Source organism: Yersinia frederiksenii ATCC 33641, from assembly GCF_000754805.1.
In the GTDB taxonomy this organism is placed as follows: Bacteria; Pseudomonadota; Gammaproteobacteria; order Enterobacterales; family Enterobacteriaceae; genus Yersinia; species Yersinia frederiksenii.
This window is the reverse complement of record NZ_KN150731.1, coordinates 3,884,700-3,901,785: the sequence shown is the minus strand read 5'-3', so window position 1 is coordinate 3,901,785 and position 17,086 is coordinate 3,884,700. Positions and strand designations below refer to the sequence as shown.

Below are 17,086 nucleotides of genomic sequence, written 5' to 3'. Positions count from 1 at the left end.
ATCAGGCATCAGATACATGGCTTTGCTGACGGAGAGGATCATGAAAGCGTCTCGTCATCAGGAAATTCTGCAACACATCAAGCAGCATGAAACGCTGACGACAGCAGGTCTGGCCCGCTTACTTGCGGTCAGCCAGGAAACTATTCGCCGTGATCTCAATGAGCTACAAGCTCAGGGGCTGATCATCCGCCAGCATGGACGAGCCAAAAGCATTAAGCGCGCCACCAAAGATAGCGGCGATCCTTTTACCAAGCGCCTGAAAAGTCACCTTTCCAGTAAAGCCAGTATTGCCGCTCTTGCTTTGTCATTGATTGATAGTGGGATGGTGATTGCGCTGGATGCCAGTTCCACCTGTTGGTATTTAGCTAAAAAACTGCCAGATATCGATATCACGGTGTTTACTAATAGTGTGCGAATTTGTCAGGAACTGGCGAAACATCAAAATATCGAGTTGATCAGCGCCGGAGGTTTGCTGCAACGCAAATATGCCTGCTACGTTAATCCGGCACTATTCTCACTACTGAAAAACATTGAAATCGACCTGTTTATCTTCTCATGTGAAGGTATTGATACTGATGGCGTGCTGTGGGATTCCAACCCGTTTAATGCTGAATTTAAAACCATGCTGCTTAAACGCGCCACGCAATCTATTTTGCTGATTGATAAAAGTAAAATGTGTAGGACCGGAGAAGTGAGAATCGGCACATTAGACGATGTCGAGCAAGTTATCTCGAATGTGGATGCCGAATAACGGGTGGGTGGCGTAGCCACATGTCTACGCCAACGGCCAGCCAATCCATTCAGGCTTTAGCTCGGCACGGTTACCAACAGCCGTCCTTGATCGTGGCGTAAGCCGTCTTCACCGATTTGAAGCCTGGCATCTAATTGATTATCCACCGCAGCTTACCGTGGTCACCTTCAATCAGGCTGTTGAGGTATTTAATTTGTCGGTCCCCTGCATCTAAAATAAGCACAATAAAAAAATCTGGTGCTTAAACTCTTACTCAAAAATATGATTTCCAATACAAAAACGGATCAGTTCCTGGCTTGAATCAACATTTAATTTTCTCATTGCCGAGTTTTTTTGCAGACTTACCGTTTTTGCACTGCGGTTGAGTCTTTCGGCAATATGCGAAATAGAGTCGCCTTCAACAAAATAGCGCAATACCTCAAATTCCCTCGGCGAAAGGCTATTGATACGCTCACGAAGAAAGATTTCACGTTCGTCGCGGCGGCCTTCACTTTGAAAAGAGGGTGGGTAATATCTATTATTGGCACGTAATGCTCGAAGTGCAGAGGCCATTTCATCTAAAGGATCCTGCTTAAGTACCACGCCCGAAACCCCTTGATCATAGAGTGCAGAGACAATCATCGGGTTAGAAATCATCGTCAGTACCAATAGTTTGATATCGGGAAACATCCGCAGAAGATAGCCCACGAACTTCAGCCCATCTTTGTACTCCTCATCTTTGGGCATATTATAATCAGTAATGATCACATCGGGCGGATCACCAGTGACATGGCGGATGAGATCGGCAGATTGAGTAAAAGTGTTAACGACAATGATCCCTGGGATTTGCTCCAGATAGTATTTCATCCCGGCGAGAACCACCTTGTGGTCATCAAGAAGAACGACACGTAGCATTTTCATCATTTTTTCTCATGGAGTTGATTCGATTTGCACAAGTAACTGGCTTATCTCAGCCGCCATCGCGACCACATCAGCCAGGCTTTCCTCATTCAGGTGACTCTCTTGCATCTGTTGTTCTAGCATTTCCATTTCCGATGCGAGCTCCCGAAACTGAGCCAATACCAGCGCACCACGCATACGATGCAACGTCATGATAAGAGAGTCAGCATCTTTTTGAGCAATGCCATCCTCCAAATGCTGTAAATCTTCCTTCATGCTCGCCAGAAAAATACTGCGATGTTTTTCCAACACATTTGGCTCAGGCAGAATGAAAGTATTTTCGTTCCCCCCGTCGTCAATCCAGCCTGGTTGCACGTGCTTACGTAGCAGTTCAGCCAGCTCTTTAAGCTCGATAGGTTTGACGAGCCAGGCATTCATTCCGGCTTCAACGCAGCGTCTCTCTTCATCACGCATTGCATTGGCCGTGACGCCAATTATTGGTGCAGTCACGCCTTCATTTCGTAGTTTACGCGCCAGCTCGTAACCGTTGAGATAAGGCATATTGACATCGGTCATGACCATGTCATGTGGGCTGATATCCCACAACGCGAGTGCCTCTTCACCATCATCGGCAATTGTGACCTCGCAACCCAGCTTTTCCAGTTGGCCTTTAAGAGTAACCTGATTAAGCGGATTATCTTCAGCGACCAATATACGCAAATTAAAATGTGGCAGAGTCGGCACCGGAGATTTGGTGCATTGCACGCCATGATGCAAACGTTCAAGACCAAATCCTATACTGCTTAAATTGTAGGCATCCACATCTGAACTCGCAACTGCCTCCCCAGACAAAGAGAGATCGAGGCGTAGCCACGGCCATCCCTTTGGAATGTCAGTAACTCTTCGCACAATATTCAGCACAATGGTTTGCCTTTCCGTCTTTAAGAGTGCGTCAGTCTCAGTGACAACCTCTGCTCCCCAACGTTTTAACCAGTTGCAGATATTCTCGGTCAGTTCCGGGTGTGGCGTGCGAACCAGAACGGATATGCCATTAAGTTGCGGGGTCAATGTATCACCCGCCTCTACCAGCTCGGTATTCAGTTCGACAGAGAATTGGCTTCCTATCTGGGGTTCACTGCGGAGCTGGATTTTGGTGTCCATCAGTTCAGCAAGTCGCGCACAGATAGACATCCCCAACCCTGCCCCACCAGCCATATTACGTTCGGCATCAATCATATAGAATGGTGTAAACAGTTTTTCCTGTTCCGCTTTATCTATCCCCACACCACTATCACATACTTCCAGCAGAAATTTGGCACTAAGGGAAGAGCGTTCCAACTGGCTCAAACGAACAACAACCGTCCCTATTTCTGTGAATTTAATCGCATTACTGATGAGGTTATTCAGGATTTGCCGGATCCGCGCCGGGTCCCCTATCACCCGCTCAGGGATATCCGTTGCAATAATTGAGAACAACAGAAGCCCTTTTCGGTGCGCCATTCCGGCGTAAGTTCCTGTGCATTCCTGTACAAGTTCACGCGGATTGAACTCACTTTTATCCAGTTGTAATTGCCCGGCCTCGATCTTACTAATATCAAGAATATCGCTGATAATCTGCAATAACATCTGTGAAGCGCTCTCGATCCGATCAACATACTGCCGTTGCTGGTTGTTTAATTGGGTTAGCGAGAGGAGTTCCAACGTACCGAGCGCACCATACAGTGGAGTACGGATTTCATGGCTCATTGTCGCCAAGAAAGTAGATTTTGCATCATTTGCTTCGTCGGCTGCTTGTTTGGCCCACGTCAAATGTTTTTCCATCTCGGCATGGGCACTAACGTCTGTAAAAGCACAAAGGATAACAGCCTGTTGCCGATAGCGTGTTGGCGCATAAACGACATACACTATTCTTGCGTCAGGAAGAGTGAGCCGTTCTATAGCGCCTCCCTGCTCTACATTTTGCAGCTGACTGAAAAGTGTTTTAATCGCATCGTTTTGGTGAGGTCTTGCCTCTTCGTCCACACCCAGCCAGTCTAGCGCCAACGCGTTGGCAAAAATCAATGTAGCTTCAGAGCGGTCAATAAGGCACAACGCCACGGGAGCGGTCTCGATCAGTGTGCGATTAAACGCCTCGCTCGCAAGGATTTCACGCTGCGCTTCCTGCGCAGGTGCGACAACCCGACGGTTATACCAACGCATATAAACGAAACAACCCGCAACGCTAATCATCAGTAACACCAGCGTACTGATCGGAAGCCAGACATTATTTCTGAAGAAACTGCCGTAGCTCACCCGGTAGATACCTGTCCAGTCACCACTTTGATCAGACAACTTCAGTACAATCCCAGTAAGGGTGTAATGCAGGCCCGTACTTTCAAAATTTGGTATGTTGTCTTCACCTAACAACAATCCATACTTTCGGTGAGTCAACCACCTTTCATGACTATGCTGGAGCCAGAAACTGTGTTCGGGAGCCGGGTTTAGTCTTTTTTCCAGTACCCCTAATCTTGAACGGTTCAGCAGCGTCGCGGCATAAATGCACTCCGTGTGAATAAGGGAATTTTTCCAAACACCTTGAGGCAACCCCGCCGAGACCAGCCCAATAAGCTGGTCAGATAATGTTTTGGCGCGAAACCAGATAACCTCACTGTCTTTCTGACGATGTTGTTCGGAACCACAGCCATTCAGCTCGTTGCCACGCAGCTTGTGGCGTACCGCTTCTGTGGTTGCATGGTAGGTTTCGATATTAATCGGTTCATAGCCGGCATTCACATTAATTGCCGGCACGCTGATGCTCATCTCATCAGCCCCATCAACAAAAAATACGGTCGTAGCAGGAAAATAAGAGGCAGCCCAGAAGGCAGAATAAAAATCAGCTAGATAACTGCCGAGTGAAGAAAACGTCTCTTTCAGATCAGGACAGCCCGTCTCATTTTCACACACGACAGAAAACGGCATACTCACTCTCGATTCACGTCCGACAAATAGCCGACCACGTGCATCCGTCAATTTTTTCTCTTCGTAAAAACTGGCAACATGTAGGAGAGGAAGCGTGGAAAGGCGCTGATTCTCGCTGCGTAAATTTCGCAGGAAGACTTCCTGTTCATTCACGTAGCCAACCAACGTTGAGAAATCGAGCGTAAAACGACGCCGTTCCTGGTCAATGATACGCTGTGACCCCCAATAAAGGCCCACGGCTAGAATCACAGTGATCAGTAACAAAGTGAAAAACACCCAGTTTTGCCTGCGTGATGTGTACGTAATTCTGCTAAACGGCGTTTGCGGCATGAATAATAATGACCTATCAACGAGGACTGAAGGTGAATAAAATTCGCACTACTCCGTATACAGGAGCATTTCAAGGCTCTCAGCGCTTACCGCTGCGGAAATCAAGAAACCCTGAGCGAAATCACAACCAATTTGGCGCAAAAATTCTAACTCGCGCACGGTTTCAACACCTTCAGCGGTAACTTTCAGCCCCAATTGTTTACCCAGTTGCACTGAGGAGATAAGCGCTATTTTCTGGGCATCGTTTTGGAGAACACCACTGACAAACGATCTGTCAATTTTCAGGTCGGTAAACGGCATTGAAGTAAGGTTATACATTGAGCTATAGCCGCAGCCAAAATCATCCCGTGCCAATCCAAAGCCTTGCTGACGTAATCGTCTAGTTCCTTGATAATAATTCACCGGGTCCGAAATTGCTTCATCTTCGATTAACTCGATGCTCACATTTGCTACATCAATACCGCTCGCATTTACCCGGCGATATAACTCATCGAGGAAATCCATATCGTCAAGCAGCGGAACCGGGATGTTTATCGACACAGGTAGAATATGTCCAACTCGCTGCCATCTAAGATGTGCGTCCAGTGCATCACTGAGTATTTTAAACACCAACGTCCGCTGGAGGTTATAGTGGCCGATAGCTTCAAAAAACGACCCCGCCAGCATGAAACCGTACTCAGGATGATCCCAACGAGCCAGCGCCTCAACAGCCACAATTTTACCACTGGATAATGCTATCCTGGGTTGAAACCAAGCTTTGATCGTCCCCTCATCCAAGCCTCGTTCTAGCATATTCCGGTCAATTAAATGCCGGGAATAAGCATTAATCCTTAACTGCGGTTTCAGTTGGTTATATCGTAACTGCATATATTCAATTCCTGTGTGTGTCTAACTTATGCAGCAACGAGTGGAGCTGCACAAGTGACAGAGGCTTACGCAAAAGGCGGTTCATACCGGCCTCTTTTCCCTTGCGTTTTTCCTCAGGATAAGCACTGCCTGTCAGTCCAATGATCTGGCCGTTATATCCCTGTCTACGCAGGGTCCGAGTGAGTCCATAACCGTCTAGCCCTGGCATATATAAATCTGTCAATACGGCGTCAAAAGTATGTATGTCAGAGAGATTGACCACTTCATATCCCTCGGTGGCAGTGACCACTTCGCAACCCAACCGAGTTAACTGCTCGCGCAATACTGTGTGGCTTATCGGACTGTCATCAACCACCAGCACACGCAGATCCAGCTTTTCAGCGGCAAATGCCTTACTGATAGTGGACGCAGAAAAAGTATTTTGTTGAACGGCCTGCACGGCGCGCCCGATCGCGATCACGCTGTATGCCCCGACTATCAAAGCATCGTCATCTCGAACTTGTTTTGGCCCTAGGGTTAGCGGCAGAGCGAGAATGCGTTTCCCTGTCCACTCAGGTGATTGCAGTGATGGAGGCCAAGCTTGGATTAATATTCCACGATGGTGATTACGGGGGGTGACATTGCGAAAAGGCAAAGCTTGAGCCCCCCAGAGCCGTAGCCATTGACACAGGTTCGAGACCACTTCAGGCACGGCACCATCGATAAATACGGGTTCAGACAATAGCCGGAGCTGCGTGGCCATATTATTGCCATCAGCAAGAGAGAAAGTGGCTTCAAAGGTAATGCGCGTCCCCAAATTACGCTCACTGATAGCCTGTAGGCCCCCTCCCATGAGTTGGGCGAGACGAGAGCAAATAGACAATCCCAGACCCGATCCTGACTGCGGTTCCGCCGGGTTTTGCTCAGAGAGAAAGTACGGTTCAAAAAGGTAAGGCAAATGCTCAGAATCAATACCTACCCCCGTATCCACCACCTGAAAAGTGAGATTGACACTATCCCCAGACTGCTCGGAAGCATACAAACGTAATATGATATGGCCGGAAATGGTGAACTTGATGGCATTGTTAACCAAATTATCCAGCACTTGTCGCACCCGGATGGCATCGCCCATCACTTGCAACGGAACCTGAGTGTCAGAGATGGTATAGATTTGCAAACCTTTGCTTTCCGCTTTGGCGGCGTAGGCTTCCACGACCAACTCGGCCAGTTCCATTGGGGAAAACGGCATAATCTCCAGCGTGAGTTGCCCTGCCTCAATACGCGATAAATCCAGGCTGTCATTAACAATGCGCAATAAACTGGAAGAGGAATGCAGTAATGTTTTCATATACTCGTACTGCTGTCCGTACAAGTCACTTAATGCGAAAAGCTCAAGCGTGCCAAGAATGCCATACAGCGGTGTACGAATTTCGTGGCTCATGGTGGTGAGAAACAGTGTTTTTGCCTGGTTTGCTGACTCAGCCATTCTACGGGATTCAACTAGTGATCGTTCGATGGCTTTCAATCCCGAAATATCACTGATGACACTCAGGATCACCGCATCACCACCGTAAGTGGTAGGAATGCAGCTCAACTGGATCGTTCGGCCATCGCCCAACGACAGTTCATAGTCGGCGGTCTTCCCCTCAGCCGTAGGGATACGCGTCTGCCAGTCTCGGTCGTTCTCGATCCATGCCTTCACGAGATCGTTAGAAAAAAGCAGTGCCCCGTCCGTGCAACGTACCAAACCCAGCCCGACAGAGGCCGTTTCAATCATCTTACGATTCAGTTTTTCACTGTCTACCAATGCAGAAAACTGATTCATGGCTGGCTGCAAAACACGGCGCGATAGATAATACAAACTAACAATGACACATATAATCAACGAGATAAAAATAAAAAATGCCGTTCTAACCATCGGCAAGTTGTCTTTAAAAAGCTGCCTAATGGGAACCGTGTAAACCAAGCTCCAGCCTGCATGACCCACGGATTTTCGCAGCACCAGATACTCTGGAAACCATTTTTTGCCCGTGAGTCCAAACATATCCTTGATAAATTTCCCCTCCCAGTGCCGGGATTCATGGGAAACATTATTGCTGTGCAGAGCGGGTAAACCCTGAGGGTCTATCAGGTCGTAACCGACTCCCTGTAGCGTAGAGAGATCAATACTCGCTGCAATCTGGTGAAACGTTAACCCTAGCCAGCCTGCGTCGAGATCGTCAACTTCTAACGGTGTGAAGAGATAAAGCGTGCTGTCGTTATCATTTGGTGGGTTGATCCAGGCAATAGGCAATGCACCTTCTTTGCCCGACTGCCAGTCATGACTGGCCAAAAAACCAGCTATCCAGACCTGACTTTCAGGAGAGATAACCGGGAGCGAACCACCTTCTACAGGTATCACTGTGCTGGTTTTTCCGGATTGCATGGAGGTATAGATCAGGTGTGTATGGCTACGTTCTAATGCAGCTTTATCCCGCTGAGTAATAATGATTCCATGCTGCCTGTCACCGCTATTTTGGAGTGGCAGGACGATGACTTCCGCAAGGGCGGCAGGTTTTGAGTTCTCAACGGCGATGATTTTGGGTAAATGAATGGCAGACGCAGCCATTGACCGCAATAGCTCTTCCCGCTCGTCAAAGAAGTACTGGGCGTTATAAGCCGCGGCATTCATCTGTCGGCGATAATCCGAAATGGTACTATTGATCAAAAAATAGACGTAGAAAACCAATGCAACAATAAGGCAACACAAAAGCGCCGTAGCAAACAGGTACAGTAATGCTTTGGGCAGATGAGGAGCCTGGCGCGTGGGATTTAAAATATTATTGCTACTTTTAAACATAGCAACAGCGTAAGAAGATTCTGAGGCGAGTGATATAAGGTAAGCCTTATTCTGCTACCTGTTTTTGCAACTCTCGGTTCAGGGCTGACGGTGTCTCACCAATACCGTCTTGCCGTTAAAACCGGCAGATTCGCCGGTTTTTATGGTTGTTAAATACCGCGGTCACTGGTAAGAAAAGGTCACGGTAGCTCTGGCCTTCACGCTTCCTGCCACCATGCCCGTCTCTGTCTGTACATATCTGGCCTTCAGTGGGATGGTAAAGAGCTCACTCCCCCCGCTGCTAGCAGTGCCGATGTACCACTGGTTGGTATTCCCTGACATAGAGGAGTCAGGACCAAAGAAAATGGGCGAGCCATCACGGAGTATCTGGACGCCCACACCCGATGCGGTGGTCCCCTCAGCAGGTTTGAGTATATTGCCGGTATTGCCGGGGTCGGAACCATCGGTCATCGTGGCGTACAGCTTGACGCCGCTGCCGCAGAGTGTCGTCAGCGAGAAATTAGCGTCGGCACCTGCCGATGTGCCCACGCCGGAGAACTGGTTCTTGCTGACCGGCAGCAACCGCACGTTCTGCGTGGTAGCACTGCTCATCTGGCAGGTGCTGGCCCTAATGATCACCGTGCTGGCGTCGAGCATCAAAGTGCTGCCATAGGTGGCCGTATTCGCGACCGAACCATTGGCATAAACATTGACCAGTTCCTGCCTGGCAATAGGGTAAACACCGCTGGTTAGGCGACCAATCACGATCAGTTTGGCATGGATGGTTATCCCCATGCCTCGTGATGGTCTGGGGTTTGGGTAGAAAATAATATCTGGAGGGCGCATTACCGGCTTGTAATCCGCCACCCCCGTCGCTTTTATCCCCATAATGATGCCGATACTCGGTACGCTGGTGGTATATATCGGGTAAATCTGGCCATCCTCGGTATAGGTGATACCCGGGACTACCGCCCCATTGTACGTAGGCAATATAATACCTCTATCAATTAGGCAGTCGGCATCGCCGGTCAGGAAGTTGGGGCTGTTCATCACAGCCCCCCAGCCGCTCGAGATAGGCTGGCCAATGGTCGGGCCATCCGCCCCGCCTTCAAAAACCACCGTCGGGAACGAGAGAGAAATCGGCGGCGTTGGGTTGCATATAGTAATAACAGCATAGGCCTGGGAACTGCCCAGAACTGCCAACGCCATGCCACACAGCGATAGCGCAAACAATCTGGTGCGCGATGCTTGCTTTGTTTTCATTCTATTTATCATCTTCTGAAAGTGAGTATTCATCGTCCGAACTCTGTCTGGTGCCGCAGATGGTAAACCTGTTGGTCATGGCGTCAGTGGCGTGGTTTGCTCAACGGCTGCGCCGTAGTCATTGACCCAACTGTACGTCACATTGGTTTGCCCCGTTGGTAACGCACCCGCACCTTTCAGCGTGATATCTTCTGTGCTGAACGGGGGTAGGGTTTTCCCCTCGGTATCTTTAAACACCGCACTGCCGCTTTTCAGGCTGACATTGGCCAACGAGACATAGAAGGGGCTATTGTTACGCACCTGTAGCGCGACGCCGCTTTTGCCCGGAGCTCCCCGCGACCAGGTGAGGGATTCGGCAGCCTTAACCGGGTTACCCGCCAACCCGTCAGGGCGATAAAACAGTTTGATACGCGAACGGTAAGCAACCTGCATCACATTGGCCTCCGCGTCTTTCGGCAGCGGCGGCACGTCGAGCAGGTTGAACCAGAATATCGACTCCCGATCTTTCGGCAGTGCTGCGCCGGTAAACACGATGCGAAACGCCTGTCCTTTGTTGGGCTCAATGCGCACCAACGGGGGAGTGATCAGGAAAGGAGCATTGGCATTATCGGCACGGCTATTGGGATCACCGCGATCGATCCACACCTGCACCATTGAGGGCTCTTTACCCATATTCGTGGTTTTGACCGTGATTTCACGATCCTTTGCCGGGTAAACCAGCCGGGTACCGGAAATGACCACATTGGCCTGCACCTGAAATACCCAACTGCACAGCACAGCAAAAAGGAGGGGGATAATCCGCGATCTGTTCATGATTAATGTCGTCCTAAAAAATGAGAGATGCCTGCGTTTTACATAATCATAGTGACAAAAAAACAACTGTGCAGGCTCTTTGGCTCGTGGCAACGGCCACTTTCATTGATTATTCAACCCGGCGTGGTCGGGCTAAATAATTTATTGCAGCACGCACTTCGCCGCGACTTTCAGGTAATTCTGCTGTTTGTCCGCGTTGGCCGGTAAGCTGTATGGTAGCGAACAGCGCTGATCAGCCCCTTGCCCCCACTTCACCACCAGTTGCCCTTGGGGAGCCAGACCGCGCACAAAGATCAGATCGCCCTGGCCAACCATTGTCAGATATTGTCCCTTGTCATCCAGTACCTCTGCCCCCAGCGGGATCGGTTTACCGTCCGTCCGGGTGGCCTGCAACATCACCGGAGCACCAGTCTCAGTCTCGTATTTCAGCATCGTGATAGCCCCAGCGCTGGGAGCCACCTGCTGGGAGCTGCCCAGGATCTCCACGTTCTGCGACGTCCCTTTCGGATCGAGGGCGATGTCGTTCTGGCGGTATGGCATCAGCCCGGAGACGACCCCATAACCATTGCTCTGGATGGCCGCGCCGACATTACTGCTGATGGTGGCACCTTCCGCACCTTTGGCCTGTAGTACCGCCATAGTTTCCCCTTGATACTGCGTCAGGTTGACGCCACCTGGGTGGGCGACCACGCTGCCACTCAGTCCCAGATTCAACTGCCGATTGCTGCTGCCACTGCTGGCACCGCCGTTCATTACCGCATAGGGAGAACTGTACTGCACGTTCCCGCCCAGCGAATTGGCGCGGTGGCTATCAGCCTGATTACTGCTGCCGAACGCGCTGTAGCTCAGTTGGCTATACTCACCCATCGTTCCGCTCAGGGTGGTCTGCGCGGTGGTGTTTTTGTTGTCGCTATAGTTGAGCGAGGTGGTTAGCATCGGCGCACGTGAATGGTTGCCGAATGGAATACTGACGCTGGTCAAATATTGCGTGTCCGATTGGCCCGCCGAGCCGATTGTCTGGCTGACACCGATGTTAATGCTACCCCAGCGGTAACTGTTGCCATAACCCGCCTGAAACGTGGTGCTGGTACCCCCGCCGTTATGCCAATAGTTCTGCGCCGACCCGCTGAGGAACAGGTTGCCGTAGCCCTCAGCCAGCGGCTGACTGATATTCAGCTGATAGCGGTTGCGCGGCCGGGCAGACTCGGAAACGCCGCCAGTTATACCGGGCAGGCTCCCCATGTCATTAAATGTCGGTGTCTGGGTACTACGAGCCCGGGCAAAATCACCAAAACTCAGATAGCCATCACTCGAGAAACGGTAGGCGGCCAAGGTAAAGTTAGTGCGCGTTTCTGGCAGCAGCTTACTGTAGGTTGCTCGGTAGCTCTGTCCCTGCATCTGCTCATCAATGCCACTGGCATTGCCCTTCAGACCAGTAGCCCGTGACTGGGTAATGTCCACCGCCAATGCCCCCAGTCCGGTGTTTAATGCCAACCCGCCCTGCAACGACTGATACTGATTGGCAACGATGCCGCCGGTATAGGTAGTTATCAGGTTGGAGATCCCTTGCTGCCAAGTGCCCAACAAAAAATTGGGGGTATTGTTGAGATTACTGTCGCGGTATTGCCCCATCGACAGGCTGAAACGTGACGCGCCCGGCCGCAGCATCTGGGGGACTGCCGCATAGGCCACGGTAAAGGTGCGGGCCTGTCCGTCGGCTTCCGTCACAGTCACCAGTAAATCGCCGGAGTAACCGGTACTGTGGAGATCGTCAATGGCAAACGGGCCTGGGGGCACGCTGGTCTCGTGGATCACGTTACTGCCCTGGCGGACGGTAACCTTGGCGTTGGAGTTGGCTATTCCGCGGATCACCGGGGCAAATCCATTCTCAGTATCGGGATTCATGCGGGTATCGCTGGTTAGCTGCATACCAGTAAACGGCACACTATCAAACTGGTCGCCGGGGGTGAAATATTGTCCCAGCGTAAGCTGTGACTTGAGCGACGCGACAGCACGCTGGGCGTAGGTACTAATAGCCTGATAGTGACCAGAACTACCGTCAGTCCGGGTATAGCTACTGTTATGGCGCAACCGCCAAGCCCCCAGATTAATCCCACTGTTAAATCCGCCAAAATACTGGGTGGTATTGCCAGCATCGCGGTTATCCGTATGAAAAGCGTTGAGGTTATAGCCGACGAAACCTGCGGTAACGCCATGATCCCAGAGTTCAGGCGCAACAACACCACGGCGTGAGCCGATAAATGCCTGGGGCACAGTGATATCCAGCATCAGCTCACCGGTGTTGGCACTCAGCTTAAAACTGGGAATAAATTTCGCAGCGTCAAAGCATTTCTCGTCTTTCAGTGCTTTTTGGGCCAATGCCGCCTCGGGAAGTTTGCTGGCATCCAGCCCCCATTGCAGCAATTGTTCAGGAGTAAAACAGTAGTTCACCTCCGTCTCAGGAGCGGTATGGGTGACAGCAATCTCTTGACGCCCTACCCACACTTCATTGACGTAGACATCAAAGCGATAGTGGCCGGGTGTCAGGGCATTGCCTTTGCTGAAGCGGGAAAGGTCGGCAGCCTGACCACTGAGACCGCGGAAAAAACCGGGGTCGAACTCGGCAAGTTCCGGAGAGTCATTGTCTGTGGCATGGGCAGCCGTACTTACCGCCATAGCCAACAGACTAGTCATAAAGATCTGACGTGTCTGACGGGGGGCAAGTAAGTTTATGAAGCCAGCAAACATGAATATTTCTCCGGGAAGGGTGAGCCGTAGGATAATAAAGCGTGATGAAATTCTTTTTTTAAGGGCACTTTGTTGCTGATACCCTTAAAAAAGAAGGGGATACCGGTATCGCGGGTATCCCTAGGGGATTTAGTTGTAGTTCATTGAGAATTCAACGTGTGAGACCACCTGACCGGCAGTCGCGGCGCCATTTTTGGAGAAATATTGCGCATAGAATTGCAGAGTGCCAGCTTCACCGGTGATTGGGGTGGTCACGGTGTCTGTCGCCAAGTCGATTGCATCACCATTTGCATCCAACAGTTGGACTTCCACGTTGGTTGCAGCGTTGGTGCCAGCCAGGTTCTTCATATTGCCATTAGCGCTGATATTGGTACCGTTTTCAAACGTGGCCGTGGCACCCGTGGTTCCCACGTCACAACCTGACAACTGGAAGCTAACAGGAACGCGACCAGCCCAAGAGTTGGCGCTGGTCAGTGAGGACTTGGACAGAGTTGGCAGAGTGACGTTCTTAACGGCCGGGCTACTGGCTCCGTTGATCAAGCAAGTGGATTCAGTCAGCTCGCCGGTGATATTAATCTGCGCATCATAAGCAAAAGCGTTGCTTGACAGGCCAATCAAGATCAGGGAAGCCAGGGTTGTTTTGATAGCGATTGTTTTCATGTTGATATTCCTAGGTTTTACTATAGATATAAAAAAAAACAGCCAACAATGTGCTGTTTTTTTGTTCAAACTCAATTGATGGCGGCTATGCTATAGAATCGTCATTTCTAAAAGAATAAGGATTTCCTTATTCCTACATTTCCCCTGTAATAAACTGCGATTCATATAACGTTGGGGGAGATAGGCAATGAAAAATTTAACAACAGCAGCCTGCTTGGGATGAGAGTTAACCCACTGTTATAACGTGATTTTTTTCATTATTCATCGTTCTCTATCATTCCGTTCATCCACATCCCACGACTTGCTAAATACGGTTACACCGTCCCCAAATGACAGCGCATCACCTTCACGATGTCCGATGATCTTTGGCCAACCACAAGCCTGACGTTTTATTGCCGAGCATGTCTGACTCTCTTGGCATGGCAATGAGGGAAAAACTGCAGATGGTTGCGGCAAGCCGCAGAAGGAGGCACTGTCAAAAAGCCAGATGATTATGCAAAAAGCACACTAAGTGATGAAAATACCGGCGAATGCCTACCGACGGCATGGATTATCAGTCGTCAATATCGAAAAACAGGGGCAGAAGATAGGGACAAAAGAGTGATTCAGCGCCCTTAGCTTGGGGCCTTAAGCACGGTGACGTAGCAGCACAACATTCAGAATTTAGCGGTAAAAAGCCCGCTGATAGCAGAGTTATCTGCTGGCGGTCGGTCAGTGTCCCACCATCATGCTGTTAGAGCCATCGATAAGTGCGGAAAATGAGATCCATCCTTTATAAAGAGGGAGGAGCCGTCGCTTAAGTCAGACAATCTATAGTAAGATCATGGCTAAAAATAGATAGGCTCGATTGGCTATACCCAAAATAATTCGAATTGCTGAAAGACGGCAAGCACTGGCCCGACGGGTGATGGAGTGCAGCCAACGCACATGCAGTTTGAAACATGAAGGGTAAAAAGCTTGTTTCTGTTATCGAACGCTTTCGCTAACTGATGTTGAATGTGAGAAAAATATGTCAAACAAACCGTTCCACTATCAGGATCCCTTCCCACTAAAGGAAGACGATACTGAGTATTACCTTGTCAGTAATAATCATGTCTCGGTTGCACAGTTTGAAGGCCACGACATTCTCAAAGTCGAGCCAGAAGCCCTGACCCTCCTCGCCCAACATGCTTTCCACGACGCCTCATTCCTACTCCGCCCCGCTCACCAAAAGCAAGTCGCCGCTATTTTGGATGACCCACAAGCGAGCGAAAACGACAAATATGTGGCCCTGCAATTCCTGCGCAATTCAGAAATCTCGGCTAAAGGGATTTTACCGACCTGTCAGGATACCGGCACCGCGATTATCGTAGGTAAAAAAGGCCAGCGCGTTTGGACCGGCGGGAATGACGCTGAGGCACTGTCACGCGGCGTGTATAACACCTTTATTGAAGATAACCTGCGCTATTCGCAAAATGCCGCGCTGGATATGTATAAAGAGGTGAACACCGGCACCAACCTGCCGGCACAGATTGATTTGTACAGCACCGAGGGTGAGGATTACAAATTCCTGTTCGTCACCAAAGGCGGCGGTTCGGCTAACAAAACCTATCTGTATCAGGAAACCAAGGCGCTGCTGTCACCGGGTAAGTTGAAAGACTATCTGGTTGAGAAAATGCGCACCTTGGGAACTGCGGCCTGCCCGCCATACCATATTGCCTTTGTTATCGGCGGCACCTCCGCTGAAAGCACCCTGAAGACGGTTAAGCTGGCTTCGACCAAGTATTACGATGGTTTGCCAACCGAGGGGAATGAACACGGGCAAGCTTTCCGTGACATTCAACTTGAGCAAGAATTGCTGGAAGCCGCACAGGACTTAGGTCTGGGCGCACAGTTCGGCGGCAAATACTTTGCTCATGATGTCCGAGTGGTGCGGCTACCGCGCCATGGTGCATCCTGCCCGGTGGGGATGGGAGTTTCCTGCTCTGCCGACCGCAATATCAAAGGCAAAATCAACCGCAAAGGGATCTGGCTGGAAAAACTGGAGCAAAATCCGGGGAAATATATTCCTGAGCATTTGCGCCACAGCACAGAAGGTAAAGTGGTTAAAATTGACCTTAACCGCCCAATGCCAGAGATTTTAAAAGAGCTGTCGCAGTATCCGGTATCTACGCGGCTGTCACTGAGCGGCACTATTATTGTTGGCCGTGATATTGCCCATGCCAAATTAAAAGAGCGGCTGGACAACGGTGAAGGTCTGCCGCAGTACATTAAAGACCATCCAATTTATTATGCAGGCCCGGCCAAAACGCCTGAAGGTTATGCGTCTGGTTCACTCGGGCCAACCACTGCGGGCCGCATGGACTCCTACGTGGATCTGCTGCAATCCCACGGTGGCAGCATGATCATGCTGGCAAAAGGGAATCGTAGCCAACAAGTGACCGACGCCTGTCACAAACACGGTGGTTTCTATCTGGGCAGTATCGGTGGCCCAGCCGCTGTATTGGCGCAAAACAGCATTAAGAGCCTGGAATGTGTGGAATATCCTGAACTGGGGATGGAAGCCATCTGGAAGATTGAAGTAGAAGATTTCCCAGCCTTTATCTTGGTTGATGATAAAGGAAATGATTTCTTCCAACAGATTCAGGCAGCAAAATGTAATCGCTGCGGTTAACCTCGTTCTTCAGCCCCGGTGACATCACCGGGGTCTGTTATCTGATAAATTCTGTCTCACTTCAGTGTTTTTCATCCTTTGCTGCTAAATAGTTTTTAAGCACTCTGCTGGTGCAATTTATTAACCTCGCCACAAGATTGTTGTAGGGGCCTTTCAGTTATCCTGCCAATAAATCGCCGCTTTATTATTGCTCATCAATAGTTAGCCATTGCTGTCTGGGGTCAGATTGATGGGCTATTTTCGTGCAATAAACAGCCCTAATTTAGTGCAATGATTTTCAATTTTACTATTTGATTTTTATTGAAAATTCTTCGTTGACAATCAACCGAAATGCTTTTTATAGTGACCCTAACTTCTCCGCAAGAAC

General features: G+C 49.9%; 10 protein-coding genes. 2 read left to right on the top strand and 8 right to left on the bottom strand.

The genetic code is table 11. From position 1 onward, the window contains the following. Positions 1-40: 40 nt before the first annotated feature. A complete protein-coding gene (fucR, locus tag DJ58_RS04620; RefSeq protein WP_032910043.1) occupies positions 41-751 on the top strand; it encodes an L-fucose operon activator in 711 nt (236 codons plus the stop codon). Positions 752-1,000: 249 nt separating this feature from the next. Here fucR and DJ58_RS04625 read toward each other — a convergent pair whose 3' ends face one another. From DJ58_RS04625 to DJ58_RS04655, 8 genes are all read right to left on the bottom strand, one after another. After that, entirely contained in the window at positions 1,001-1,654 is a 654-nt protein-coding gene (locus DJ58_RS04625) for a response regulator (protein WP_004706357.1), read from the bottom strand. Positions 1,655-1,660: 6 nt separating this feature from the next. Beyond that, positions 1,661-4,864, bottom strand: coding sequence for a hybrid sensor histidine kinase/response regulator (locus tag DJ58_RS04630; protein WP_050413869.1), 3,204 nt, complete (start codon positions 4,862-4,864; stop codon positions 1,661-1,663). Between the two features lie 102 nt (positions 4,865-4,966). After that, complete coding sequence (locus DJ58_RS04635; protein ID WP_004706354.1) at positions 4,967-5,785, bottom strand: EAL domain-containing protein; 819 nt, start codon at positions 5,783-5,785, stop codon at positions 4,967-4,969. A 4-nt stretch (positions 5,786-5,789) separates the two neighbouring features. Continuing rightward, entirely contained in the window at positions 5,790-8,603 is a 2,814-nt protein-coding gene (locus DJ58_RS04640) for an ATP-binding protein (protein WP_004706353.1), read from the bottom strand. Between the two features lie 162 nt (positions 8,604-8,765). Then, complete coding sequence (locus DJ58_RS22245; protein ID WP_161598496.1) at positions 8,766-9,572, bottom strand: fimbrial protein; 807 nt, start codon at positions 9,570-9,572, stop codon at positions 8,766-8,768. 348 nt (positions 9,573-9,920) lie between these two features. Then, the gene (locus tag DJ58_RS23680; RefSeq protein ID WP_071985002.1) at positions 9,921-10,658 is read right to left on the bottom strand and encodes a fimbrial biogenesis chaperone; all 738 of its coding nucleotides are present in this window, start codon (positions 10,656-10,658) and stop codon (positions 9,921-9,923) included. A 141-nt stretch (positions 10,659-10,799) separates the two neighbouring features. Further along, a complete protein-coding gene (locus DJ58_RS04650) occupies positions 10,800-13,406 on the bottom strand; it encodes a fimbria/pilus outer membrane usher protein (RefSeq protein ID WP_115155784.1) in 2,607 nt (868 codons plus the stop codon). 129 nt (positions 13,407-13,535) lie between these two features. Continuing rightward, positions 13,536-14,066: a fimbrial protein gene (locus DJ58_RS04655; protein WP_004706349.1), complete on the bottom strand. Its 531-nt coding sequence runs from the start codon at positions 14,064-14,066 to the stop codon at positions 13,536-13,538. Between the two features lie 1,009 nt (positions 14,067-15,075). Here DJ58_RS04655 and fumA point away from each other — a divergent pair. Then, positions 15,076-16,719, top strand: coding sequence for a class I fumarate hydratase FumA (gene fumA / locus DJ58_RS04660; RefSeq protein ID WP_004706346.1), 1,644 nt, complete (start codon positions 15,076-15,078; stop codon positions 16,717-16,719). Positions 16,720-17,086: the final 367 nt, after the last annotated feature.